The organism is Pantoea sp. Nvir (assembly GCF_009829915.1).
Lineage (GTDB): Bacteria > Pseudomonadota > Gammaproteobacteria > Enterobacterales > Enterobacteriaceae > Pantoea.
The window spans coordinates 1-25,947 of sequence record NZ_SZZW01000006.1 but is presented as its reverse complement, the minus strand read 5'-3'; the positions used below and the strand labels follow the sequence as shown (position 1 = coordinate 25,947).

17 protein-coding genes and 2 pseudogenes are annotated in these 25,947 nt (G+C 41.4%); 14 read left to right on the top strand and 5 right to left on the bottom strand.

The features are described 5' to 3' along the window. Nucleotides 1-706: 706 nt before the first annotated feature. Both hemD and hemC read right to left on the bottom strand, forming a co-directional pair. The gene (hemD, locus tag FD729_RS04420) at nt 707-1,447 is read right to left on the bottom strand and encodes a uroporphyrinogen-III synthase (RefSeq protein ID WP_159932079.1); all 741 of its coding nucleotides are present in this window, start codon (nt 1,445-1,447) and stop codon (nt 707-709) included. Nucleotides 1,448-1,455: 8 nt separating this feature from the next. Beyond that, a complete protein-coding gene (gene hemC / locus FD729_RS04415) occupies nt 1,456-2,385 on the bottom strand; it encodes a hydroxymethylbilane synthase (protein ID WP_159932078.1) in 930 nt (309 codons plus the stop codon). Nucleotides 2,386-2,682: 297 nt separating this feature from the next. Here hemC and FD729_RS04410 point away from each other — a divergent pair, with 297 nt between their 5' ends. The 7 genes and pseudogenes from FD729_RS04410 to corA all read left to right on the top strand — a co-directional run bounded on the left by FD729_RS04410 (nt 2,683) and on the right by corA (nt 10,952). Then, complete coding sequence (locus FD729_RS04410; protein ID WP_159932077.1) at nt 2,683-5,238, top strand: class I adenylate cyclase; 2,556 nt, start codon at nt 2,683-2,685, stop codon at nt 5,236-5,238. Nucleotides 5,239-5,326: 88 nt separating this feature from the next. Next, nucleotides 5,327-5,551, top strand: a complete 225-nt coding sequence (locus FD729_RS04405; protein WP_159932076.1) for a lipoprotein — start codon at nt 5,327-5,329, stop codon at nt 5,549-5,551. A gap of 29 nt (nt 5,552-5,580) precedes the next feature. After that, complete coding sequence (gene dapF / locus FD729_RS04400) at nt 5,581-6,405, top strand: diaminopimelate epimerase (protein WP_159932127.1); 825 nt, start codon at nt 5,581-5,583, stop codon at nt 6,403-6,405. 296 nt (nt 6,406-6,701) lie between these two features. After that, on the top strand, nt 6,702-7,418 hold the full coding sequence (yigB, locus tag FD729_RS04395; RefSeq protein ID WP_159932075.1) for a 5-amino-6-(5-phospho-D-ribitylamino)uracil phosphatase YigB: 717 nt from the start codon (nt 6,702-6,704) through the stop codon (nt 7,416-7,418). Nucleotides 7,419-7,506: 88 nt separating this feature from the next. Then, a pseudogene (locus FD729_RS04390) lies at nt 7,507-9,610 on the top strand (UvrD-helicase domain-containing protein); the annotation flags it as partial. Nucleotides 9,611-9,642: 32 nt separating this feature from the next. After that, nucleotides 9,643-9,807: a hypothetical protein gene (locus tag FD729_RS04385; protein WP_159932074.1), complete on the top strand. Its 165-nt coding sequence runs from the start codon at nt 9,643-9,645 to the stop codon at nt 9,805-9,807. 188 nt (nt 9,808-9,995) lie between these two features. Continuing rightward, the gene (gene corA / locus FD729_RS04380) at nt 9,996-10,952 is read left to right on the top strand and encodes a magnesium/cobalt transporter CorA (RefSeq protein WP_159932073.1); all 957 of its coding nucleotides are present in this window, start codon (nt 9,996-9,998) and stop codon (nt 10,950-10,952) included. Nucleotides 10,953-11,522: 570 nt separating this feature from the next. Here the strand turns inward: corA and FD729_RS04375 are convergent. Continuing rightward, the gene (locus FD729_RS04375; RefSeq protein ID WP_159932072.1) at nt 11,523-11,699 is read right to left on the bottom strand and encodes a hypothetical protein; all 177 of its coding nucleotides are present in this window, start codon (nt 11,697-11,699) and stop codon (nt 11,523-11,525) included. Nucleotides 11,700-11,978: 279 nt separating this feature from the next. Between FD729_RS04375 and recQ the strand changes: the two are divergent. Continuing rightward, nucleotides 11,979-13,850: pseudogene (recQ, locus tag FD729_RS04370) on the top strand (ATP-dependent DNA helicase RecQ). Nucleotides 13,851-13,881: 31 nt separating this feature from the next. On the opposite strand, the gene metR reads toward recQ, so the two are convergent. Then, complete coding sequence (metR, locus tag FD729_RS04365) at nt 13,882-14,802, bottom strand: HTH-type transcriptional regulator MetR (protein WP_159932071.1); 921 nt, start codon at nt 14,800-14,802, stop codon at nt 13,882-13,884. A gap of 144 nt (nt 14,803-14,946) precedes the next feature. Between metR and metE the strand changes: the two genes are divergently transcribed. The 5 genes from metE (at nt 14,947) to tatC (ending at nt 23,702) form a co-directional block, all read left to right on the top strand. Further along, nucleotides 14,947-17,217, top strand: a complete 2,271-nt coding sequence (gene metE, locus FD729_RS04360) for a 5-methyltetrahydropteroyltriglutamate--homocysteine S-methyltransferase (protein ID WP_159932070.1) — start codon at nt 14,947-14,949, stop codon at nt 17,215-17,217. A gap of 1,264 nt (nt 17,218-18,481) precedes the next feature. After that, nucleotides 18,482-19,957 (top strand): DNA recombination protein RmuC, encoded by a 1,476-nt coding sequence (gene rmuC, locus FD729_RS04355; protein WP_159932069.1) that lies wholly within the window; start codon nt 18,482-18,484, stop codon nt 19,955-19,957. Between the two features lie 432 nt (nt 19,958-20,389). Next, a complete protein-coding gene (gene ubiB / locus FD729_RS04350; RefSeq protein ID WP_159932068.1) occupies nt 20,390-22,027 on the top strand; it encodes a ubiquinone biosynthesis regulatory protein kinase UbiB in 1,638 nt (545 codons plus the stop codon). A 371-nt stretch (nt 22,028-22,398) separates the two neighbouring features. Further along, the gene (gene tatB / locus FD729_RS04345) at nt 22,399-22,938 is read left to right on the top strand and encodes a Sec-independent protein translocase protein TatB (RefSeq protein ID WP_159932067.1); all 540 of its coding nucleotides are present in this window, start codon (nt 22,399-22,401) and stop codon (nt 22,936-22,938) included. A 2-nt stretch (nt 22,939-22,940) separates the two neighbouring features. Then, nucleotides 22,941-23,702: a Sec-independent protein translocase subunit TatC gene (gene tatC, locus FD729_RS04340; protein ID WP_159932066.1), complete on the top strand. Its 762-nt coding sequence runs from the start codon at nt 22,941-22,943 to the stop codon at nt 23,700-23,702. Between the two features lie 332 nt (nt 23,703-24,034). Here the strand turns inward: tatC and FD729_RS04335 are convergent, their stop codons facing one another. After that, nucleotides 24,035-24,232: a hypothetical protein gene (locus FD729_RS04335; RefSeq protein WP_159932065.1), complete on the bottom strand. Its 198-nt coding sequence runs from the start codon at nt 24,230-24,232 to the stop codon at nt 24,035-24,037. 963 nt (nt 24,233-25,195) lie between these two features. Between FD729_RS04335 and gmhB the strand changes: the two genes are divergently transcribed. Next, on the top strand, nt 25,196-25,780 hold the full coding sequence (gene gmhB / locus FD729_RS04330; protein ID WP_159932064.1) for a D-glycero-beta-D-manno-heptose 1,7-bisphosphate 7-phosphatase: 585 nt from the start codon (nt 25,196-25,198) through the stop codon (nt 25,778-25,780). Nucleotides 25,781-25,947 lie beyond the last annotated feature (167 nt).

Sequence of the window (25,947 nt, the reverse complement as noted above, 5' to 3'; positions counted from 1 at the left end):
GCGCGGCGAAAAAGCAAAGGCACCACCATTATTGCCATCCATTGGCCTATGATCACCATAGTTACTTTTCTCTAAGAACAAAAATTATCAATTTCTCCTGATCACCGATTTAGTTTGAGGACTATACTTTCATAGTAGATCTTATTAACGGAGAATGGTGCACGTCATATGCTAATGACGCTGTGATCGTTGGTCTTTTCAAAAAACATGCGACCAGCTAATTTTATCAAGGAATAAGCCTATATAGCTTGCATAGGAAGAATTTATGTCTTCTGGGCATATGAGTTTTTCTCACGCAGTACTTCCCGCCCTTTCGCAATAGTAACCGCCTACTAAGTAGTCATATCACTTAGCGCTGCTTTTCCCAAGCTTAGAATAAGCTTGATATTTATTATTGCTGTCCTCTTCCTGCCTTAAGGAGTTTATCCCTTTACCTAGGTTTATTTAATAGAGTGACAACAGTGCAATGTACTGTTTACCATTCATTGGTGGTATTACCCTACTCTAACGGTAAGGGTATGATAGTGACAATTGATACCCATGCCTACTAGTATGAACCCGCCGATTTATTGTCTCATAGTGATGTTGAGTGAGATAAGTGCAAGTTGTCCAACGTTGACATAGTTCTTTCAACCTTGGCAAAAGTCCCTTGGCAAAAGTCTTTTCTTTCCATCATTTGTAGCATGAGCATATCCCATGATCAATTTCAACATAACGTGCGCAACAGCGCATCGTTATCTGCACCATTGGCTATTTGAATATCCTGCCAGCCTAGTTGATTGGCCAATATAGCCAAACGCTCGCTGACGACAACTATTCGACAGCGCAATAACCATTCTGTGCGATCGACTTCAGGAAATAAAAAAAACAATTGTTGTAGCATTGCACCACTGGTAATTACTAGTGTTTTAATGCCGTAGCTGCGCCAGCGATTACCCTCGATAACGCCATCATATAACTTCTGACAGTGTTGATAACATTGGCTGAATAAAACCTTCGCGCCGCGCTGGTTGAGCGTTTCAGCTAATACTTTACGTCCTTTATCGCTTCGTAGAATTAAAGCCTTTTTACCAGATATTTGTTGCAATGATGACAAACGGATGAGCTCTTCGCTAATTTCCTTTGTGCGTGGATAGTCTACATTATGACCACTAATTGTATGAAACGCCACTGCGGTTTTATAACCAATTGCGTAATACTTTATTTCCGCTGGCCAAGCTGTATTATAACGCTCCAAGACAGGATGAGCATAGTGAATCACCCTCTGAGAAAGTAAAAAGACTAAATCCCCTGTGCGCAGAGTAGCAAGCTGCTTCGGTAAGTTATTAAGGTCGCAGCCCGGAGCAAATTCGATTAACGGTAAACTCCAGGCCTCGTAGCCGAATTTGTGCAGCTGTGTTACCAGAGCGCTTCCTGCGGGTTCCGGACGAGTTACTAGAATAGTCATGTAAAAAGTTAACCTTGGTACACTTTAGTTAGAATTTCAAGCGCACCCCTATCAAGCAGTTCTTCCGCGAGAGAGATACCCATCCTCTCTGCTTCTGCATGCGAGCCACGACGTTCGCCACGTACCATCATGCTACCGTCCGGAACTCCGACTAGTCCACGCAGCCATAATTCGTTGCCTTCTAATCTTGCAAAACTGCCAATTGGCACCTGGCATCCGCCTTGGAGACGCGTGTTCATGGCTCGTTCCGCCTTAACGCACACGGCTGTATCATTATGGTTAAGCGCTTGTAATAAGTGAATCAATTTTCTGTCATTGAGACGACATTCAATGCCGATAGCTCCTTGGCCGACAGCAGGCAAGAAAATCTCCGGTGGTAACGGTTGACGAATACGAGATTCAAGAGCCAACCGTTTCAATCCGGCGGACGCCAGAATAATAGCGTCGTATTCCCCCGCATCGAGTTTTAAAAGACGTGTACCAACGTTACCACGCAGAGAGCGGATCACTAAGTCGTGGCGGCGTTCTTTAATCTGACTCTGGCGCCGCAGGCTAGAAGTCCCGACCACCGCGCCTGGCGGTAGTTCATCGAGTGATTTATAGTAGTTTGAGACAAAAGCATCGCAAGGATCTTCGCGCTTGCAAACAGTAACTAAACCTAAGCCTTTAGGAAACACTATAGGTACATCTTTCATGGAGTGGACAGCGAGATCAGCACGATTCTCTAGTATAGCCAATCCAAGCTCTTTGACGAAGAGCCCTTTCCCGCCTACTTTAGCTAGCGTTATATCAAGAATAACGTCTCCTTTGGTCACTATGGGGACTAACTCTATAGATATATTAGGATGAGCAGCTATCAGACGTTGCTGGACATAGCGCGCCTGCCAAAGTGCAAGGGGACTTTTTCTTGTAGCAATTCTGAAAATATTTTCTAACATTCTGTTAACTATTTTTTATCAGCTGCTAGACATCTTATCATTTTGTCAGCTGTTTTTTTAAAATTTACAGATTATTTATCTGGACCACTGGAAAGTTTTTTGGATTAAAACATGAAACGGATACAAGCGCATAAAAACACATTAATGTACTAACGTAGTATACGTTTCTTTACGGTCAATCTAATAGGTGTTAGATTGACCACGGTTCCAATAATAAACTGTCCAAACTTTTCCATTATTAAGCGGCAAGTATTAAAAATATGTTGCTTAAATCCTAGGACGATCAGGCGAAATGTTTTGTACTTTTACATTGAGACTCTAAAACAGAGACTGGATGCAATTAATCAGCTGCGTGTAGATCGAGCATTAGCTACGATGGGACCTGCTTTTCAGCAAGTATACGGCTTGCTGCCAACTTTATTACATTATCATCATCCTCTAATACCGGGTTACCTTGACGGTAATGTTCCTTGTGGTATTAGCTCTTTCACTCCTGAAAAAAATCATTTGCAGCTTCTACAAGAGCTATCAGGTAGTAGCGAACTGACGTTAGAAACATCGCGCATTATCGAGATGCCGATCACTGGCATCTATTCGATGGGTAGTACTTCATCGATTGGACAGAATAATATTTCAGATCTTGATATTTGGGTTTGTCATCAATCTTGGCTTGATTATGAAGAACGTTTAAATTTGCAGCGCAAATGCACACTACTGCAGAAATGGTGCATGTCAATTGGTGTAGAGATCAGTTTCTTTCTCATTGATGAGAACCGCTTCCGCCATCATGAAAGCGGCAGTGTAGGCTTAGAAGATTGTGGCTCGACACAGCATATCCTACTGCTTGATGAATTTTATCGCACCTCCGTTCGAATAGCAGGAAAACGTATCCTATGGCATATGGTGCCATGCCAAGAAGAGGATCACTATGATGATTATGTAATATCGCTTTATGCGCAGGGTGTGTTAACGCCTAATGAGTGGCTTGATTTAGGTGGGCTTGGCACTCTATCGGCAGAAGAATATTTCGGCGCGAGTTTGTGGCAACTCTATAAGAGCATTGATTCACCCTACAAAGCAGCTCTAAAAACTTTGCTACTTGAGGCCTACAGCTGGGAATATCCCAATACGAAGCTCCTGTCAATGGATATGAAACGACGTCTGCACGATGGAAAAATTGTTAGCTTCGGGCTTGATCCTTACTGCATGATGTTGGAACGTGTGACGCATTACCTTACTAGTATTGACGATCCAGCTCGTCTTGATTTGATGCGGCGCTGTTTCTACTTAAAAGTATGTGAGAAACTAAGCGGTGACAAAGACGGCAACCTTTCAAGTTGGCGACACGAGGTCCTGTTGCAATTAGTAAAAGATTGGGGTTGGAACGATGAAAAACTGTCTATTCTTGACAACCGTTACGGATGGAAAATAGAGAGCGTGCGGAAAGCGCACGATGAATTGCTGGATGCAATGATGCAGAGCTATCGCAACCTTCTCCTTTTTGCACGACGCAACAATTTAAAAGTGAGCGCAAGTCCACAGGATATCGGAGTAATAACGCGTAAACTATACGCTGCCTTTGAAGCTTTGCCGGGTAAGGTAACTCTGGTCAATCCACAGATATCGCCCGACCTTTCAGAAGATAATCTCACTTTTATTCATGTTTCTACGGATCGAGCTAACCGCGCAGGCTGGTATCTCTACAACCAGGCACCTGATATAACCTCGATTATCAGCCATCAGCCTCTGGAGTATAACCGTTACCTAAATAAGTTGGTGGCCTGGGCATGGTTTAATGGTCTTGTAACGAACAAGACTTGTCTGCACATAAAAGGCAATGAGATTTGTGATTTAGTACGTTTACAAGAATTGGTTAAAGATGTGTCATCCCATTTTCCACTGCGTGTGTCCGTACCGACGCCGAAAGCTCTCTATAGCCCGTGTGAAATTCGCCATCTAGCAATTATCGTCAACCTGGAGTATGATCAGACTTCGGTATTCCGTGATCAAGTAGTACATTTCGATTTTCGTAATCTTGACATCTTTAGTTTTGATCAGCGACAGTGCTTGATTAGTAGCATTGATCTGCTTTATCGAAACTCTTGGAACGAAATACATACTCTGCATTTTAGTGGTGAGCAAGCGATGATTAAAGCGCTTAAAACTATTTTGGGCAAAATGCATCGGGATGCTGCACCACCAGATTCGGTGGAAGTGTTTTGCTACAGCCAACATCTTCGTGGACTGATATGCATGCGCGTTCAGCAGTTAGTCTCTGAGTGTATCGAACTACGTCTTTCTAGCACGCATCGGGAGCCAGGGTGCTTTAAGGCACTACGTATCGCAGGCCAGACCTGGGGACTTTTTTTTGAGCGCATGAGCGTTTCAGTACAGAAGCTGGAAAATGCCGTGGAGTTTTACGGTGCCATCTCTAACAATAAACTGCATGGTTTGTCGATTAAGGTAGAATTAAATCAGTTGGCACTGCCGCCAGTAGTACATGGTTATGCCAGTGAAGGCATTATCCAGTTCTTTTTTGAAGATATCACCGACCAGCAGGTTTTCAACATCTATGTTTTAGATGAGACTAACCGAGTTGAGGTTTATCACCATTGTGAAGGTAGCAAAGAGGAACTGGTGCATGATGTCAGCCGTTTTTACTCTTCTTCACATAATCGATTTACCTACGTCTCCAATTTTATTAACTTTAATCTTCCTCAGTTCTACCAGATCGTCAATACTAGAGATCGCTTCCAAGTGATCCCATTCCGTAGCCATGCCCTAACCCCACCATGTGTGATGCATCGAAATAACGATAAAAGAGATTATCAACCGCGCTATCAAGTACACTAACTCTGCATTGGCCCTCACAGTGATTACTTTGATTCCATATTTAAGACCCATGGTAAATTATTAAGTTAAGAACAGATAGAACAAAACAATGAAGACAATTAAAAGACTGTTGGCAATAACGCTGGCGAGTTTGGCCGGGTGTGGACTTAAAGGACCACTTGACTTTCCGTCCGGAAACTACCAGCCAAAAACGCACAATTCACAACAAGCCGAGCAACAAAATCAGTACCAGCAACAACGCGTCATACAGGCAAATGCGCCTGTATTAGTGATAGGTAGAAATATTAATAACGTTAGCGTGTTAGTAGAGTAATTGTAATGGTGCGCCCGTCGGAACAAAAAATGCAGTTCTCTAAAATGCATAGTCTTGGTAACGACTTCATGGTTGTCGATGCTGTAACGCAAAACTTATTTTTTTCACCAGAGTTGATCCGACGGCTCGCGGACCGCCATTTAGGAATCGGTTTTGATCAACTTCTGCTTGTCGAGCCTCCTTACGATCCTGATATCGACTTTCACTATCGTATTTTTAACGCCGATGGTAGTGAAGTAGCACAGTGTGGTAATGGGGCACGCTGTTTTGCTCGTTTTGTTCGTATGAAAGGGCTTACTAATAAACGTAATATCCGTATTAGTACGCAAACAGGACACATAATTTTGAGCATTACTCCAGACGAGCTAGTGTGCGTTAATATGGGAGAACCCAATTTTGAGCCACAGCAGGTGCCTTTTCGTGTTAGTAAAGCAGAGAAATTATATATGCTGCGTACTACTGGACGGACCGTGATCTTCGGTGTGGTCTCGATTGGTAATCCGCATTGCGTGATTCGAGTGAAGAATGTGCAGACCGCAGAGGTTGAAACTCTCGGCCCTATTCTTGAGAGTCATGAACGTTTTCCGGAGCACGTCAACGTCGGATTTATGGAAATAGTGGCACTGGAGCATATCCGCTTACGCGTCTATGAGCGTGGTTCTGGAGAAACTCAGGCGTGTGGCAGCGGCGCTTGCGCTGCTGTAGCTTGTGGTATTCACCAGAACCTTTTGGCACCAAAGGTGCGCGTTGATATGACGGGCGGCACGTTATATGTTACATGGAAAGGGGCTGGTCAGCCACTATTTATGACTGGACCATCTACACACGTTTACGATGGATTGATTTATCTATGAAAAATCTCAAAGAGTTGGCTAAGAATATGATTCTCACTAGATGATTAAGCAATGAGCTCATATCTAAGTAAAATTCTAGCTTCTTTATTTGCAATCCTTAACAAGTTAAGAAATATTAATTCCGTATCTAATATATAAAAGTATTTCTCATGTAGTAACCGCGCAAGCGCAGTTATATAAAACTGCTTGAGGAGGTAGCATTAAAAAAAATAGTAGTAATGCGTAACTATAGAATGATAAAGCTGATGCACAGTGGTAGGTTCCGCTTGTAGTAAGACATTCAATAAGGAGAATACATGAGGTTTTATCGTCCTTTACGAGCCATTAAGGCGATTACTTTCGATCTTGACGATACACTTTACGATAACTCTCCAGTGATCCGTAAAACAACCGACGAATCACATGCTGCTCTACAATCTTACCATCCGGCGCTACGTGAGTTTACTATGCTGGATTATCAGATTCTTCGTGACGAACTTCTGTCGAGAGAGCCGGATATCTATCACGACGTATCGGAATGGCGTCGTCGTTCAGTAGAATTGGCCTTGCTTAACGTCGGTCTGTCGACACAGGAAGCGACGGCAGGTTCCGAGGAAATCATGAGCGTATTCCATCACTGGCGCAGTCAAGTTGAAATTCCGGAAGAGACACATCGAACGTTGCAGGCGCTCGTCAAAAAAGTACCTTTGGTAGCTATCACCAATGGCAATGCTCGCCCAGAAAAACTTGGTATCTCCGACTATTTTCAGTTCACGTTTCGTGCTGGTCCGCATGGGCGTGCAAAACCCTATAAGGATATGTACTATCTTGCCGCACAGATGCTCTCTATAGTACCTGAGTATATTCTACATGTAGGTGACGACTTAAGGACGGATGTAGCGGGCGCAGTGTGCTGCGGCATGCAAGCGTGCTGGATTAATCTACGTGGCGACAACCTGATGCATATTGATGAAGCACGCTTGCTGCCACACGTTGAAATTTCGAGACTGTTATCCCTGACCTTACTATTATAAATAGTTATAAATTTATACAAATAAAACTCGAATTAAGCGTTTTACCGTAAATCATAGTATTTTATTGTTCTTTTTTTGTTTATCTTGAATGAACGGTGATTATGGACTTTTTGCTCTGCTCAACTGTCTAAAAGATAAACAGCTCCAAGCCATGACGGCTCCTCGCAATACCATGCTAGTACTGGCTAGGCATAGATAGGCAGCGACAAAACACGTGTACTAATTAGCACACACGTTTTATAGTACATCGTATAGCTTGGTTGCTATCGTTAGAGCATTGCTCTTCTCCTTACTCAATTATAGCTGTGACCTGACCTGTACCAATAAAGCCGCTGAAGAGATATCCCAATCGTATTGAGTAACTAATTGGTAACAAAAAACAAAGCTGCATGTGGATTGGCACTTTACACAGCGTAGCACATCGCTTTTTACGTGCTAACTACTTGGATGTGGGCTTCTAAAAGGATTTTAAAATCCTCGATAGCGGGATCAATTACGTTTGCCAAAGTGTTTAATCAAAGCAATGAATCTAGATGACAAACAGTGGTCTGCTCTTCAGGGCATATTATGGGACATCAACTAGAAAAAGATAAAGGGTTACGACCACATAATATTGGAATATATGATAATTATGTTAAAAACCTTGGCTGTATATCTATTAAAAAATCTGCGATCGTGATGGACTGATAGATTTCGTAGAGTTGTTATTACGTGTCTAAGAACCTTGGTTACATAAGTCGCATATTTTTAGTCATTATCGCGAGCATTTCAATACTATCCTAGTAAATGAGTGTCAGGATACCAATAATATTGAGTATGGCTGGATCAGCATTTTGGTAGGTGACAACGAACGGGTTGTTATCATTGGTGAAGACGATTATTCTATCTACCATTGGCCTGGTGCAATGGTAGATAATATTCAACGTTTTTTGCAAGATTTTCCGAAGATGAAAATCATCTACCTTGAGTAAAATTATCGTTCCTTTCATAATATTTTAAAGTAGAATAATATTTTGATTAACAATAATAATTGTATTTTTTTTTAAAAAAATGTGGACTGTCGACGGCGATCCTATCTCAATTTATTGTGCCCTTAACGAACTGGAAGAATCACACTTTGTAGTTAACCGTATCAAAATTTGGTATGAGAAGGGCAATTTTCTGAGGATCACGCCATTCTCTGTAGTAGAGACACTCAATCACGTGTGTTGTAAAAGGCGTTGTGGAAGAGCAATTATGCTTTATCGTATTTATGGCTGCGTGCGTTTCTTCGAACGTCAGAAGATCAAAAATGTACTTGCCTATTTACCTTATGATAGCCAATCATAATAATGATGCAGCCTTCGAGCGTATGGTGAATCTCCCTGCACGAGGCTTCGGTGGACGTACATTAAATATGGTGCGGCAGGTAGCGCATGTGCGTCAGACGACGCTATGGCATGAGAGTTCTTGGCACTGCAGTACTTCTGTGAATGAGTAAATTCGCTTGCTAACAAAATCGCTGACATGCATTTACATGTTCAAACCACCGATAGCGTCATTAAAGATTCTAGCCTATGGGTTATGGATGAATAGGAAGAGGAAGAAAGGGGCAAAGGATGCATCTTCAAACCTTGAAGAACTGTTAACAGTGACGCGCCAGTTGCAATATAAAGATTAAGATAAAATTCAGGCTATGACAAGAATTTCTATTGCATATTGCATGTAGCTTTAGAAGTAGACGAATATCAGATGGGTAAATGGCATGATACAGTACAAATGATGACATTTATACTCGGCTAAAGTGCTAGAATTTAGTCAAGTTTTCATTGTTGGTATGTCATGGGGAATATCCCCAAGTAGGATGTCTCTCAATGAAATCTTTTGTCTGGAGGAAGAACAAAGTCTTGCCTATGGTTGTGTGGCACGTGCCATGCTGAAATTAACGCTGACCTACGCCAAGATGTGACGGATCTACGGTAAAGTAGTATGTATCACCTACCGTCACGCTTTATGAGTGAACTACCGGGAAAATGAATTGAAATGGAAAAAATGTCTCTATGTACCAGCTTCAATGAATTGGTTAGTCATTAGCGTATGGGAACTCTCTCAAAAAAAGATATCATGCTTACATCAGAGCAGCACGTAAGGCATGTGAAATTGGGTGAGGGCACTTTATCAATTTAGAAAACAGTAGCGACTTTAGCCGTGTGTAGGTGAAGTTTCAGTACCAAAGCATCAAGTAGTGAGTCGTTTCTTATGTGAAGCTGGAAACCAACCGTTTGGTCATCAGTTGACGACTTTTCCCTCTCAGCGTAACATGCACTCTCTAGATATCAAGAGAGTGATGATGCCTTGGATACATTTAGTCAATACTGGCCGTCACTTGATGACTAGGGATCACATCTAAGACTACTGCTTTTTGCTGGTAGCTTTATATGTTATCAGCGACCTATTTTCCCATCCCGTCGCACACACAAGTCAGTATTGATTCATCTTTTAACGGAGCGTTCCGTGTTGGGGCGGTTGCGTGCCTAAACGGCACCGAAGGCCGTTAGCTATAGGCCTTGTCCCATCTTTACAATAGGGAGTATTCTTATGCTGAGCGCTTTTAAACTGGATCACAGTCGCCTAACTCGTCTAGAGTTAGAAAATGAAGAAAACGACAAGCTCACTACCTCAGTGTGGGTTGACCTGGTCGAGCCAGAAGAAAATGAGCGAGTTCGTGTGCAGAGCGAGCTGGGCCAGAGCTTAGCAACGCGCCCGGAATTAGAAGATATTGAGGCGTCGGCACGTTTCTTTGAAGACGAAGACGGTCTACATATTCATTCTTTCTTTTTTTACGAAGATGCGGAGGATCATGCCGGTAACTCTACGGTGGCTTTTACCATCCGCGAAGGGCGTCTGTATACTTTGCGTGAGCGCGAACTGCCCGCGTTTCGTCTTTACCGAATGCGTGCCCGCAGCCAGACGTTGATTGACGGTAATGCCTTTGAGCTATTACTAGATCTATTTGAAACTAAAATTGAGCAGCTGGCGGATGAAATTGAAAACATCTACAGCGCCCTAGAAAAGCTAAGTCGCGTCATTATGGAAGGGCAGCAAGGAAAAGAGTATGATGAGGCACTGTCGCGTCTTGCTGAGTTAGAGGATGTTGGATGGAAGGTGCGCTTATGCCTGATGGATACACAGCGAGCACTTAACTTTTTAGTACGTAAGGCGCGGTTGCCAAATAACCAACTGAAACAAGCACGTGAGATCTTGCGTGACATCGAATCCCTGCTACCGCATAATGAATCGTTGTTCCAGAAGGTTAATTTTATGATGCAAGCTGCGATGGGTTTTATCAATATTGAACAGAACCGTATTATTAAGATATTCTCTGTAGTTTCGGTGGTGTTTCTGCCTCCGACGTTGGTGGCCTCAAGCTATGGCATGAACTTCGAATTTATGCCAGAACTGAAGTGGAGCTTGGGCTATCCAGCGGCGCTTAGTCTAATGCTACTCGCTGGTTTAGCACCATATCTCTACTTTAAGCGGAAGAATTGGCTGTAACTGTGTCGCATCTTATTATATTACTTAAAGTACTTTTGAGGAAAAAAGTACAAGGGGGGAATGGACCGAAGAAACAAGCATTGGCCGCGGCCAACGGAGCCATGTCACTACCACATCAGAAATCAATGCTATCAGTACAGTAACTACTGAATCCACCCAAGAATCATTACATTAGAGGGTGGATAAAATAATAAAAAACTGATATTAAAAAGACATAGCGGTGGTGTGTAGACCTCAAAGAATAGAGCGTATTCCTACCATTAGTTAACAGTTAATGGTTAGTGGCTAAGTGGGTTACAGCTTAGATAGATGAATAGCAAGCTTATAGATAACACCAAAAAATAGATCTTAGTTAGAAACTATATGTTATTTCTTACCCATATTTACAAGATATATATTGATTTAGTTCTTTATTACCTATAGTCCCTTTCAGTTCTTGTTGAGAGTAATGGATAGTTGTGGCTGACTCATATCACATAATCGTATTTATCATTCCATTACAATGCAGTAATACCGCCGTGTAAGGTCTTTTGTATCATTTTACTCACCAGTAAAATTTTATTGGAGCAGCTAATAAACAGCGAGCGTGCTTTTTAACTTATCCATTTTTAGGAACAGTGCCTGCTTAAAACGCATACCACAAACAAAGTATTTTTTACCCACTAGGCGACGGGGTTGCTGCTGAGACAGCAACATTGAATTAATTGAATTAGCGGTACGAAATATTGGTGAATTATATCTTTTCATTGATTCATGAGTCTCTCTTCCTAATGTCAAAAAGTATTTCTCATCTTCACTTTTTTGCGTGTAGCAAGGGTTTCTTTCCCTATATTTTCTACATCAACAAAAAAGAAAAATATTAGAGGTTCACGATACCCTTCAAATGTGCGGCATTATCCCTGTAGGTAGCATTAAGTATTTAAATTAGGAAGTTATAATTCTATACCTAAGTATTAATAGTGATAGAAAAGTGATGGAAAAAAGTTATTTATTAACTACAATCTTCGCCAAACACGAGTTAGTACTATGCTTCATGACTTCATACAACCTTGTAAAAATAGGAATAGAGCGATCATTTCTATAGTACATAATAAGGCATCGCTGGTACAGAAGGTATTGCGAGATACCTTCGGCTATCAGCAGTTTCGTACTGGACAGAAAATTATCATTGATGCGGCACTAAATGGGCGGGATTCTATAGTTGTTATGCCTAGCGGCGGTGGTAAATCGCTCTGTTATCAGATTCCGGCACTGGTACAAGATGGTCTAACTTTAGTGGTTTCACCACTTATTTCATTAATGAAAGATCAAGTAGACCAGTTGTTGACAAACAACATCGCGGCGAGGTGCCTTAATTCCTATATGTCACGGGATCAGCAGCAACAGGTGATGGAGGATTGTCGTGATGGCCGTGTAAAACTTCTCTATATTGCGCCTGAACGACTGATGATGGCCAATTTCCTTGCTAATCTGGTGCACTGGCAACCTAAAATGTTGGCGATTGATGAAGCGCACTGTATTTCACAGTGGGGCCATGATTTCCGTCCTGAATATGGCGCGCTAGGTCAGCTGCGTCAGTTTTTACCTCAGTTGCCCGTAATGGCTCTGACCGCCACTGCAGATGAAACTACGCGCGCTGATATTATACACATGTTGCATATGCAAGATCCTCTAATTCATATCAGTAGCTTTGACCGACCTAATATTTGCTATACTTTAGTAGAAAAATTTAAGCCGATTAAGCAATTACTGCGTTACGTTCAGGGGCAGCGCGGTAACAGTGGCATTATCTATTGTAATAGCCGCATTAAAGTTGAAGATATAACGTTGCGTCTACAAAGTAGTGGACTGATTGTCGGTGCCTACCATGCTGGCATAGATGGCAGACAGCGTGCTCGAGTACAAGAATCGTTTCATCGTGATGAAATACAAATAGTAGTGGCAACAGTAGCATTTGGCATGGGCATAAACAAGCGTAACGTACGTTTTGTAGTACACTATAACATTCCACGTAATATTGAGTCTTATTATCAGGAAACTGGCCGTGCCGGACGTGATGGCTTACCTGCGGAAGCGATGATGTTTTACGACCCTGCAGATATGGCGTGGTTACGCAAATATCTAGAAGAGAAGGCACCAGGGCCTCTACAGGATATCGAACGCTATAAACTTAATGCCATGGAGGAATTTGCTGAAACACAAACCTGTCGCCGATTGGTGCTGTTTAAGTATTTTGGTGAAGTCCTTCAGCAGCCATGTGGTCATTGCGACATTTGTCTTAATCCACCAAGGTGTTACGATGGTCTGGGCGAAGCGCAAAAGGCACTTTCTAGTATTTACCTTGTTGGACAGCGTTTCGGAATAGGTTATATAGTTGAGGTGTTGCGCGGAACTAAAAATCGGATTATCCAAGACCGAGGTCATGATAAACTGCGGGTTTATGGCATTGGCCGAGAGCAGAGCTACGAACACTGGGTTAGCGTGCTGCGTCAGCTAATTCAGCTTGGATTAGTAACGCAAAATATCGCTAAGCACTCTGCGTTACAGCTGACGGAAGCTGCTCGTCCGGTGCTTCGCGGCAAATTACCATTGATGCTGGTGGCATTACGCCCAATAAATACTAAGCAGTCGAAAAACAGTAGTGCTTTAAAGATTGACAGCACCAACTATGATAGAAACTGTTAGTCAAGTTACGCAAACTTCGTGAGGCAATTGCTCACAAGGAGAATATTTCACCTTACATGGTGTTTAATGATTCTACTCTAATCAAAATGACAGAGCAGATACTAATTATCTGAATCAGCAATGTTGTGAGTAAATGGCGTCTATCACCAAAAATTGGAGCGCTTTGGCAAATTTTTCTTAGGGATGCTAAGAGAGCATCATGATAATTCATAAAGGACAATACTCATACTATATTTCAACGATATCAATTTGAGTGAGTATGATGTGCTATATCACTTACAAAGGACAAATGTTCCCAAGTGTGCTGACATGCTAAGCGGATAAATGCTTGCAGCACTGGCTGATGCTGTTCTCCGTTGCGCACAGCAGCATAAAGACGGCCCCACAAGCCTTTACCCAGGGTTTTTGTGACAATTAACCCCTGTTTTTCAAAACTTTCCACTACCCAGTGCGGTAGTGCAGCGATACCCATCCGCGCCGATACCATTTGTATTAAGAGTAGCGTATTATCTACGCTTTTTAGCGCAGGATCTATACCAGCCGGTTGTAGAAAATAACGCCAAATATCAAGGCGCTGTCGCTGTACTGGGTATATCATCAGTACCTCTTCAGCCAAATCAGCTGGTGAAATATGTTCAATCTGCGCTAGCGGATGATCTGGTGCTAGTACTAGCCGGACCTCAAAGTCAAACATCGGTATGTAATGTAAACCGCTATGTGGCAGAATATCAGAAGTTAATACCATGTCCAGTTCACCCTGCTGAAGTGAGGGCTGCGGATCGAAAGTCAATCCTGATTTGAAATCTATTACCACCTGAGGCCAAGTCTGACGAAATGTATTCAGTGCTGGAGTAAGCCACTGAATACAGCTGTGACACTCAATGGCGATGCGTAGCGTCTTTTGGTGTGGCTCATGGCAAGTCTGAAGCGCCTGCTGTATCTGAGGCAGTACTTGCTCCGCCAATAAAAGAAAAATCTTACCTTGCGGTGTGAATCGTAGTGGATGGCTCTTGCGTACAAAGAGCCGGAATCCCAGACGTTGTTCTAGATCGTTAAATTGGTGAGACAAGGCAGATTGCGTTTGATGAAGCTGCGCAGCAGCAGCGGTAAGAGATCCAGTATTACACAGAGACTGTAGCGTCCGTAGGTGCTTAAGTTCGATCATGAGAATCCTTCACGTTAAGATTGAATAATTTACGCTTGATGGACATACAGTAATCGCAGAATATAGCAGTGTAAACATCTGGACGGCTAAACATTTTCGCCTGCTAGTCAAATTTTAAAAGAGATATCCTCGGGAGAATAGCAAATGACTATTGTGAACCATACGCTCGGCTTTCCCCGCGTTGGCCTACGTCGTGAACTGAAAAAAGCTCAGGAGGAGTACTGGGCGAACAATATTACTCAGGAGGAGTTACTGGCTGTAGGCAGAGAATTACGTGCTCGTCACTGGCAGCAACAGAAAGATGCAGGTGTGGACCTACTGCCAGTTGGTGATTTTGCTTGGTACGATCACGTTCTGACTACTAGCCTATTGCTAGGAAATTTACCAAGACGTCATCAAAATAAAGACAGTTCTGTCGATCTCGATACGTTATTTCGTATTAGTCGCGGCTGTTCATTGACAGGTGCACCAGCGGCTGCTGCGGAAATGACAAAATGGTTCAACACTAATTACCATTACATAGTTCCAGAATTTACTAAAGGTCAGAAATTTAAACTTACTTGGATGCAATTAATGGAAGAAGTGGACGAAGCATTGACGTTAGGGCATAAGGTGAAGCCAGTGTTGCTTGGTCCGGTAACTTATTTATGGTTAGGGAAAGTAAGGGGTGAGCAGTTTGACCGTCTAGAGTTGCTGAATAATATTATACCGGTTTATCAGCAGGTGCTTTCTGAGTTGCAGAAACGTGATATCGAGTGGGTACAGATTGATGAGCCAGCGCTGGCACTAGAGTTGCCGCAAGGGTGGCGTGATGCCTTTAAACCTGCATATCATGCCTTCCAGAGCAATATAAAACTGATGCTGACTACTTATTTTGATAGTATCAGCCAAAATCTCGACGTAATTCGCGAACTGACTGTGCATGGCCTACATGTAGATCTGGTGCATGGCCATGACGATATCGAGAAACTAAATCAGCAACTACCTCCGGAGTGGGTGTTATCGCTGGGTGTCATCAACGGTCGTAATATCTGGCGTGCTGATCTGAGTAGTTGGTTTGAGCGCTTACAGCCGCTAGTCGATAAGCGTAAGCAATTGTGGATTGGCTCATCATGTTCCCTGTTGCACAGCCCGATCGACTTAAGCGTTGAAACCTATATAGATGATGAAATAAAGAGTTGGTTTTCCTTTGCGCTGCAAAAATGTGCTGAGCTAAAGTTACTGAGTGATGCTCTCAATGAGAATAACGCAACTTCTCTAGAAGTTTGGAGCAAACCTATCCGTAATCGCGCTTATTCCAGCCGAGTGAATAACGCAGCGGTTAGCAAACGGTTGGCAGCGATCTCTGAACATGATATCCAACGTCGGAGTCCTTATACAGAACGTGCTAAGGCTCAGCGCCGTCGTTTTAATTTACCAGCTTGGCCAACAACAACAATCGGTTCTTTCCCACAGACTACTGAAATTCGCAGACTACGTCTCGACTTCAAAAAAGGTAATATTGATGACAATAGCTACCGCACCGGCATTGCTAAGCACATTAAACAAGCGATTATTGAGCAGGAACTTTTAGGTTTAGATGTATTAGTTCATGGCGAAGCTGAACGTAATGATATGGTGGAGTACTTTGGTGAAAACCTCGATGGCTTCGTTTTTACTCAAAATGGCTGGGTACAGAGCTACGGGTCGCGATGTGTCAAGCCACCAGTGATTATTGGCGATATCAGCCGTCCGCAACCAATTACCATAGAGTGGGCAAAGTATGCACAGTCTCTTACTAAAAAACCGGTAAAAGGAATGCTAACCGGTCCAGTAACTATTCTTTGTTGGTCATTTCCTCGTGAGGATATGTCGCGCGAAAGTATCGCGAAACAAATTGCACTGGCGTTGCGCGATGAAGTAGCAGATCTAGAAAAAGCCGGCATCGGTATTATCCAAATTGACGAACCGGCGCTGCGCGAAGGTCTTCCACTACACCAATCTGACTGGGAAGCATACCTAACTTGGGCAGTAGATGCATTCCGTCTGAACGCAGCCGTTGCAAAAGATGAAACCCAGATCCATAGTCATATGTGTTATTGCGAGTTCAATGACATTATGGAATCTATTGCAGCACTAGATGCGGATGTGATCACTATTGAGACCTCGCGTTCTAATATGGAACTACTGGAAGCTTTTAAAAAATTCCAATATCCGAATGAAGTAGGCCCAGGTGTCTATGATATTCACTCTCCAAACGTACCAAGCGTCGAATGGATGGAAAATTTATTGTGCAAAGCAGCACAAAGCATCCCGAAAGAGCGTCTTTGGGTAAATCCGGACTGTGGTCTGAAAACACGTAGCTGGATAGAAACTAGGCAAACGTTGGCCAACATGGTGAAAGCAGCGAAGAAACTCCGTAGTAAAATTACCTGAGTTCGCTATATATTTTTAATACTGGTCAACACGACACCTTTTTATCTCCATGTGAGGTAGTCGTATTCTTTTCCTTATCTTTACACTGAGGTTGTGCTTGTGTATTCAAGCTGTTTTTTTGGTGTATATTCTTATTGTGTCGGTCAGCTGCGTGCGAGGCCGACTATAAATTTAATAGTAAAGAATGTTTGTACCGTATTTTTTATTTTTTCTACCAGGATGGCAGGAAGTTAATTCTACTATAATCTATAGGTTATAAAGTGCATGAAAGACTGGAAGAGAATAAAGACCATTCAAAATTAATCTATCTTAATACTATCACTAAATTTTAGTGCACATGATTAGTATAAAGAGAGCTCTGAAAACTTGCTTATAGTAATAAGAGATATTTATCTTTAATGATGGTTATTGTTATGAATTTTATTTCTTAAATAGGTCTACGGATATCGTATCATAAGCGGATAAAATTGGATGTACACAGAAAATTATTCCGTGCTTTGTTTGAACGGTATTAGAGATCTTTTAAGTTCTAAATAGAGCGGCGTGGTGACGAATTATTTTCAATGGTTAGAAAGAACTTCTAAATATTAAAGTTTAAGTAGCGTACTATTTGTTATGACATTTTTCAGTCAGCCCTGTAATAAAGTAGAGGAAGACTTATTCAGAATATGTTTATGTATCTCTACAAAACCTAACTTATACATGGGTACGCTACTCTAGAGCTATGGTAGGTAGATACTTGAAAAGCTACGTTAAAAATTGCAGTGTCTAGCTTGATAAGATACGTACTACATTATAAGTAACTATATTAATTGTTTTAGCCAATTCATCAATCACACTGATGACTTATTTTTAGTGATACGGAAGCACGAAGTCACTGCAGTCGCAGTTCCTCTTAATTATATCCACTACATGCACAATTTTATAGCTAGTTATAGCAGAACCTAGAGCTTTACTGATTAGTACGACTTATTAATTATTAATATCATTCTTTATCCATCTTCAGCATGGTAGGTAAGACGATGTCAAAGAGAGGAAACGTAATCACTCCATTAAATTGACTGCAGGCAGCAAGTCATCATGTCTCTAATTCAAGTAAAAAGTACTCAGTAGAGTGCGCTGATGCTTTTTTGTTTTACATATACATTAAGAGAAGTCTGCCTCTAGGTAACAGTTCTGTAATTTTTTATCTAAGTGTAAAAAATCTATATATCCATATAGTGTAATTCTATCTTTTCCCAGCAACGTGCATCGTGAGGGTGTTATGTATTATCAGATTATTATCAACTCCTTTCTGGTGTTGGCCGGATTTAGTATTGGGTGGATTATGTCACTATTGCGCTCTAGCCATCAGACTGTTAGCTTTCTCACCGAGCGTCGTTTGCTTCAGGAAGTGCAGCAGCGCCAGCAAAAGCAGATTGAACAATTCCAGCAGCAGCAGCAGCAGCGTGACAAGGAGCTACGTCAGCTTCTCAACGAGCTGAGTAGTGCACAGGAACGGCTGACACAACTCGACTATTGGCGCGGAGAATGTGAAAAACTCAACTGTGAGCTGCGCAATCAGATAGAAGCAAACAGCATACAAGCAGCTAAGCTAAGTGAAGTTACTATCCGCTTTGAAGAGACGTGCTTCGCTGTCGAGGAGAAGCAGCGGTTACTCACAAACAGCGAAAAACTTTTAAGCACACAGTTCGAAAATCTAGCCAATCGTATCTTTGAAAACAGCGGACGCCGCATGGATGAACAGAACCGCCAAAGCCTCAGTAATTTGCTGACTCCATTGCGTGAGCAGCTTGAAGGTTTCAGTCATCAGGTGCAGTACAGCTTTAGTCAGGAGGCGCGAGAGCGACACACACTGGCACATGAAATCCGTCAGCTACAGAATCTGAACACGCAGATGGCACAGGAGACGATTAATCTAACTAAGGCCTTAAAAGGTGATAAAAAAATTCAGGGAAACTGGGGCGAATTAGTGCTAAACCGCGTTCTAGAAATTTCTGGACTACGCGAAGGATATGAGTATCAGATACAGGTAAGTTTACAATCGGAACAACAGGAGAGAATGCAACCAGATGTTATCGTACGTCTGCCGCAAGGCAAGGATGTGGTGTTAGACGCCAAGATGACACTGGTGGCCTATGAACGCTACTTTAATGCAGAAGATGAAGCTATGCGTAAGCAAGCACTTCAGGAACATATCGCTGCAGTACGTAGCCATATTCGTTTGCTAGCACGCAAAGATTATCAGCGACTAGTCGGGTTACGTTCACTCGATTATGTATTGATGTTTATCCCGGTTGAGCCGGCATTTCTTCTGGCTATCGACCGCCAGCCAGAGTTAATCAGTGAGGCATTACAGCAGAATATCATGTTGGTTAGTCCCACTACGCTGTTGGTGGCGTTGCGTACTATTAATAATCTCTGGCGCTATGAAAATCAAAGCCGTAATGCACAGCATATTGCTGAACATGCGGCTCGTCTGTACGATAAGATACGGCTGTTTGTCGACGATCTGAGTAGCATCGGCCTTAATCTGGATAAAGTGCAAAATAGTTACCATGGAGCAATGAAAAAGCTAGTGGAGGGACGTGGAAATTTAATTGCGCAGAGCGAGGCTTTTAAAGCCTTAGGTATTGAAGTAAAACGGTCAATTAATTCTCAGTTAGTTGAGCGAGCCATGCCGGAAACATGGGATGAAAAGGATAGACCAGGAGGTGTTACTGAAGCAATGGATTTATGAATAACCTGACAGTTGTACGCTTGATTATCCTGACTCTAATACAAGTAGATGAGTGTTATCTGTACAACAGTAGGTATTGCAAATAAGGTTACCTTAGTAGCAGTGGCATTTTATATGATGAACGCTCTAGTCCCACTTGAGATTTACCTTATCTGTAACATTTTACTATAGATAGTGGCAACATGTGCTACAGAGATCTCCTATTAGATCTGTTTATCAGCACTAGCTGATATTTGACCGCTAAGTTTTCCCCTCTACCATTATAACAGAGAATGTATGGTAGCAAGGTACTCATCGCGGAGGAACTATTTAAGACAGTGTATTGACTTGGAGAGTGGTGCTTCGCATTAGATGGTCTGTAAGTAGTTTGACACGATGGATTATCGCTTGATGCGTTAAATAATCATTCAGCATAACATAGTTGGAGGCGAAATGACGTTTAGTGAGATTCACCGTTTATATTTTATCATCAAAATCTTTTTGACCTATGGTCTTTATGAACTGATTCCCCCTATGCGTCTTACTTTTCCGATACGCCTCTGGCGTTTCACTGTCTTATGGATTCCTCACTGTCATCAACATAAAGATATTGGCGTTAGGATGCGTTTGGCAATAGAGCAGCTCGGTCCAGTCTGGATTAAGTTTGGTCAGATGCTTTCAACACGCCGTGATCTCTTTCCGCGAGTTATTGCTGATCAGCTGGCAATATTGCAAGATGGTGTTGCGCCATTTGATGGCGTGAAAGCTAAAAAGCAGATAGAAAAATCGATCGGCGGCCCAATTGAAACTTGGTTCAATGATTTCGATATCAAACCACTGGCATCTGCGTCAATTGCACAGGTGCATGCCGCATCTTTAAAAAGTAATAATAAAAAAGTGGTGATAAAGGTCATTCGTCCGGACATACTACCAGTCATTAGAATAGATATGAAGCTAATGTATCGTTTGGCTTGCTGGGTACCACGGTTCCTGCGGGAAGGACGGCGTCTACATTCAATGGAAGTAGTACGCGATTACGAAAAAACGTTAATCGATGAGCTAAATTTACTACGTGAAGCAGCTAATGCAATTCAATTGCGACGAAATTTTGCAGACAGTAATATTCTCTACGTGCCAGAAGTCTATTCAGAATACTGCAGCGAAACTATGCTAGTAATGGAGCGCATCTATGGTATTCCAATCTCTGATATGGCAACACTATCACATCACGGCGTCAATATGAAGCTGCTAGCTGAGCGCGGCGTACAAATTTTTTTTACTCAAGTGTTTCGAGATAGTTTCTTCCACGCTGACATGCATCCAGGTAATATCTTCGTCAGTTATGATCACCCGGAAGATCCGAAATATATCTCTATTGATTATGGCATTGTTGGTTCTTTGAATAAAAAAGATAAGCGCTATTTGGCTGAAAACTTTATTGCTTTCTTTAATCGCAATTATCGAAAAGTTGCTGAATTGCATGTCGATTCGGGATGGGTGCCACCAGATACTAGCGTTGAAGATTTTGAGTTCGCTATTCGTACTGTCTGCGAGCCCATTTTTGAGAAACCCTTAGCAGATATTTCATTCGGTCATGTATTATTAGATCTGTTTAGCACCGCACGCCGTTTCAATATGGAAGTGCAGCCTCAGCTAGTATTGTTGCAGAAAACACTACTTTGTATTGAAGGTATTAGCCGGCAGCTCTATCCACAACTCGACCTTTGGAAAACAGCGAAGCCATTTCTTGAAAACTGGATTAAGGACCAAATAGGGTTAACTGCAATGCTGCATTCTCTAAAAGAGCAAGCTTATTTCTGGGCAGAGAAATTTCCAGAGCTACCAGAACTTTTCTATGACATCATGCATCAGCATGAGCTTTTACATCATAGCGTTGATAAGCTAGTAGGCGACATACATGCTCAGCGTACACGACATTATAAAGCGAGCTATCTATTTGGAGTAGGCGCGATACTTCTATTAAGCGGTACAGCCTTGTTACTGAGCCGCCAAGACTGCTATTTTCTTCCATTTATATGGATAGTGACAGGTATCCTCATTTGGTTAATTGGCTGGCATAAAACAAATTAATTATCAGCTATTTTTTGTATTTAGGTAATAAATTAAGCTAAATACGGTGGTATCATAACTTTTAGGGAACATCGTGTCCCTTGATATAAATTTTTATAAAAATAGAGATTATATTTTATGAGTAGTATCAGTACTGATCAATTTTTAAACATTACCTTCATCTTTATATTTTTTAAGAATTAATAAGTTAAAAACTTTATATTCAAATCTTGATTTCTTCATCGAGTGAGTGCCTCATGAATCACAAGTTATAATGAAAAACATGATACGAAGAGCAGTACGTTAACTTGATCAACAAAATGATCAGGAGGTAGAGTAAATGTCGGCTAACATAAGAAAACAAAAACAACAAGAAGGTAAAGGTATAAGACGTGTTTGATATTAATTTTAGTGAATTGGTGTTGGTATTCGTGATTGGGCTAATTTTCCTTGGTCCGCAACGATTGCCGGTTGCAATAAAAACTGTATTAGGTTGGATTCGGGCGATACGCTCGCTAGCTGCCAACGTACAGCACGAGCTAGCTCAGGAACTGAAACTACAGGAATTGCAGGACAGCTTGAAAAAAGTAGAAGAAATGAGCTGTAGTACCACTACATCACCGGAGCTAAAAAAGTCTATGGAAGAGATGCGTAAAACTGCTGATTCGATGAAGCGCGCAGTTCAGCAAAGAATTGATATCGAAAAGGCTGAGTATGAATCTCATACAAGAGATACTCTGTGTCAACGCATGGCAGAACATGTAACACCGTTGACGACTCATGATATGAGCACTAGCGTTACCGCACAGTTACTTGAATCTACTGACAATATTATAAAATCTAAAATGAATTCGAAAAAGGAAGCACCAGTTGTTAACTCTGAACCAGCTGCGCTGCCCGGCATAACTATTTCTGTAAATGATGAACGATAATCATGGTGATCGAAGATACCCAATCGCTTATCAGTCATTTAATCGAATTACGAAAGCGCCTTCTGAACTGTATTATCGCAGTTTTTGTAATTTTCTTAGCGCTGATCTATTTTGCCAACGATATATATCATTTAGTTGCCGCACCAATGATTCTTCAAATGCCTGCAGGGGCAAGTATGATCGCTACTGACGTCGCTTCGCCATTTTTTACACCGATTAAGCTTACTATTATTGTTTCCATCTTTATTGCAGTACCGATAATCTTGTACCAGGTCTGGGCATTTGTTGCGCCAGCACTCTATCGTCACGAACGTAATCTGGTTATGCCGCTGCTCTTCTTCAGTACACTACTGTTCTACGTAGGAGTAGCTTTTGCCTATTTCATCATCTGCCCGCTAGCGTTCGGCTTCTTTGCTAAAATTGCGCCGCAGGGCGTGACTATTGCGACCGATATTACTCATTATCTCGACTTCATGATGACACTATTTATGGCGTTTGGTGTTTCTTTCGAAGTGCCGGTGGTGATTGTGTTGCTGTGCTGGAGCGGTATAACTACGCCGGAATATTTGAAAAAAAAACGTTCTTATATTCTGGTTGGCATGTTCATAATAGGAATGTTATTCACACCACCAGACGTTTTTTCACAAACTTTACTCGCTATTCCGATGTACTGCCTATTCGAAGTCGGAGTATTTTTTTCGCGTTACTACGTTAGTAGTGAGTCTAGTCAAAGAAAAAGTAAGGTACCACACCAAAATATCTAATGTTCTCAATACTTCTCACCGGATTATCCTTTGACACTAGTGCATTAAATGCTGCTGAAGAAAGTAAATATTATTTTTGTGAAGTGATATGCATTTCCAATAAATATCTCATAATTTAATGAAGACTATTTTTCTATATATCTTACCATAGCGGGCGGTATCCTCTGAGAGAAATAAGGAGAATGTTAAAAAGATTACTGCAATCGTGTATCGTGTTGATCGAATTCCTGAAGCCGCTTTTACTTTTTGTACGGTGAAATACTTAATATTAATGATGGACGAGTATGATAAAAATCCCTTTTAACTTACCTCGACACCGATGAAAAAAATTATTAAAATACACATTGGCGCATCTGATTTAGATCTCCATAATACCATGGCAGTGACAGATCGTATCTCGATAATTGCCGGATGATTGTTGAGGTACTGTATTGCGACGCTTGTTTGTGAGAAGAAAGTACACCATTAATTGTGTTGATTTCCGGTGGAACCGGCTTCTCCTGTTCTCGTTCGATATTGCTGACTTTCATGCCTTTCTCAATAGCCAAAAGAATATATTAGAATTTGCTCGGGTGATAGCGAACTACAGAATATTTAAGGTCTATTTGAATTCAACATACGAGCAGTGAATTACATTAATCTGAAAGTGATTCCTCTGCTTGAGGAGTTGGGAGATGGGTATAAGAGACATCCCGTACAGTAATAACTGCAGTAATAAAAGATGATATTACTCTAAAGGAGTATTATATCTGTATTGCCGGACGCCTTGAATTAGTAACCATTGTGCTCGATTGCTTCTGTATCAAGCGGGAAGAGTAAAAACCACAGACTTTTGTGACGCGTTTTATTTTATTTGAGGCAAGACATAATATGCTATTTTTTAACTGAACTAAGTACATTTTTAATTTTTACGATAGAAAATATCGAACTAGGTTGATCTCATCTTTAGAAAGTACGATATGTGCACCTTTCCGGGGTTTATAATTATAAGACTATTGAATGGCGAGCGGCTCATGGAACAAAAATTCTTTATAGGGGCGACTTTTTAGTATTTTTCTTAGCACCGGTCATTTAAGTCAAATAAAATTTCTGTTTATCAAAGATGATTTTAGGTGAAGCATTATAATATTGTGTTTTTTCAGCTAGGCTAAACGTTTTAAGTCAGTACATCATATGTTTTCTTAATTTTAGAGCGCCACTGTGTATGCTTTTGCAAACAAAAAACGTAGATAAATTCATTAAATACTTAAAGTAAATCTCTCAGAAAATGAGTTAAATACGATAGTATACCAGTGTCAGCTAAAGTGCACTTAAAATGGTCAAAAGCGGTTGTTCACTAGATATATAAACTGAGTTTACTAGTTTAGTAAGTTACTGCAGTGTATGAAATTTTCTTTACCAGCGTTAAGTGAAATATGAATTTTGATAGATTACTTTGATCTTTTTTAGTTATTAAATTTTTTAGCAAAATATTAAGTAATAGGAATTTCTTAGTGGTAAATAAAGTTCCGTCCATTTTCATCGATCGCGATGGCACTTTAAATGTTGATCGTGGTTACGTATACAAAATTGATAATTTTAAATTTATCGACGGTGCTATTGAAGCACTAAAAGAATTAAAAAAAATGGGGTTTGCTTTGGTGCTAGTGACCAATCAATCTGGTATTGGTAGGGGGATTTTCACAAAAGATCTATTTATGCAATTAACCGAATGGATGAATTACTCGTTGGCACAACATCATGTTGATTTTTACGGCATTTATTTTTGTCCGCATTTGCCGGATGCCAAAGTTAAAAAATATCGTCAAGCATGCGACTGCCGTAAACCGCAGCCGGGCATGCTACTTTCTGCACAGAAGAATCTTAATATTGATATAGCCGCTTCTTATATGATTGGTGACAAAACTGAGGATATGTTGGCTGGTAAAGCAGCAGGAGTAGGTACAAAAGTACTAGTACGCAGTGGTAAAATTGTTACATCGGAAGGAAAGGCTGTAGCTGACTGGGTTATTGATAGCCTGGCTGCACTACCGCGAGCCATCAGAAATCAATCAACATTTCGCTCTTTGCAAAAATAAGATGCGCCATACAAAATTTTAAAAAGCTCCTTTTTAAGAGAACTTCCTATAATGCATTTTTACTGACACTCGCGAAAGCTAACGGAGTATGATATTCAGGAGACTTAGCAGCTAAGTAACCCGGAGAAAATCTCTGAAAAAAGAGATTGACTCTGAAGAATAAAAGC

Bases quoted from the DNA above. Each gene is read 5' to 3' on its own strand.
- hemD (WP_159932079.1), bottom strand. From the start codon at position 1,447: ATGACTATTCTAGTAACTCGTCCGGAACCCGCAGGAAGCGCTCTGGTA.
- hemC (WP_159932078.1), bottom strand. From the start codon at position 2,385: ATGTTAGAAAATATTTTCAGAATTGCTACAAGAAAAAGTCCCCTTGCA.
- FD729_RS04405 (WP_159932076.1), top strand. From the start codon at position 5,327: ATGAAGACAATTAAAAGACTGTTGGCAATAACGCTGGCGAGTTTGGCC.
- dapF (WP_159932127.1), top strand. From the start codon at position 5,581: ATGCAGTTCTCTAAAATGCATAGTCTTGGTAACGACTTCATGGTTGTC.
- yigB (WP_159932075.1), top strand. From the start codon at position 6,702: ATGAGGTTTTATCGTCCTTTACGAGCCATTAAGGCGATTACTTTCGAT.
- corA (WP_159932073.1), top strand. From the start codon at position 9,996: ATGCTGAGCGCTTTTAAACTGGATCACAGTCGCCTAACTCGTCTAGAG.
- FD729_RS04375 (WP_159932072.1), bottom strand. From the start codon at position 11,699: ATGAAAAGATATAATTCACCAATATTTCGTACCGCTAATTCAATTAAT.
- metR (WP_159932071.1), bottom strand. From the start codon at position 14,802: ATGATCGAACTTAAGCACCTACGGACGCTACAGTCTCTGTGTAATACT.
- metE (WP_159932070.1), top strand. From the start codon at position 14,947: ATGACTATTGTGAACCATACGCTCGGCTTTCCCCGCGTTGGCCTACGT.
- rmuC (WP_159932069.1), top strand. From the start codon at position 18,482: ATGTATTATCAGATTATTATCAACTCCTTTCTGGTGTTGGCCGGATTT.
- ubiB (WP_159932068.1), top strand. From the start codon at position 20,390: ATGACGTTTAGTGAGATTCACCGTTTATATTTTATCATCAAAATCTTT.
- tatC (WP_159932066.1), top strand. From the start codon at position 22,941: ATGGTGATCGAAGATACCCAATCGCTTATCAGTCATTTAATCGAATTA.
- FD729_RS04335 (WP_159932065.1), bottom strand. From the start codon at position 24,232: ATGAAAGTCAGCAATATCGAACGAGAACAGGAGAAGCCGGTTCCACCG.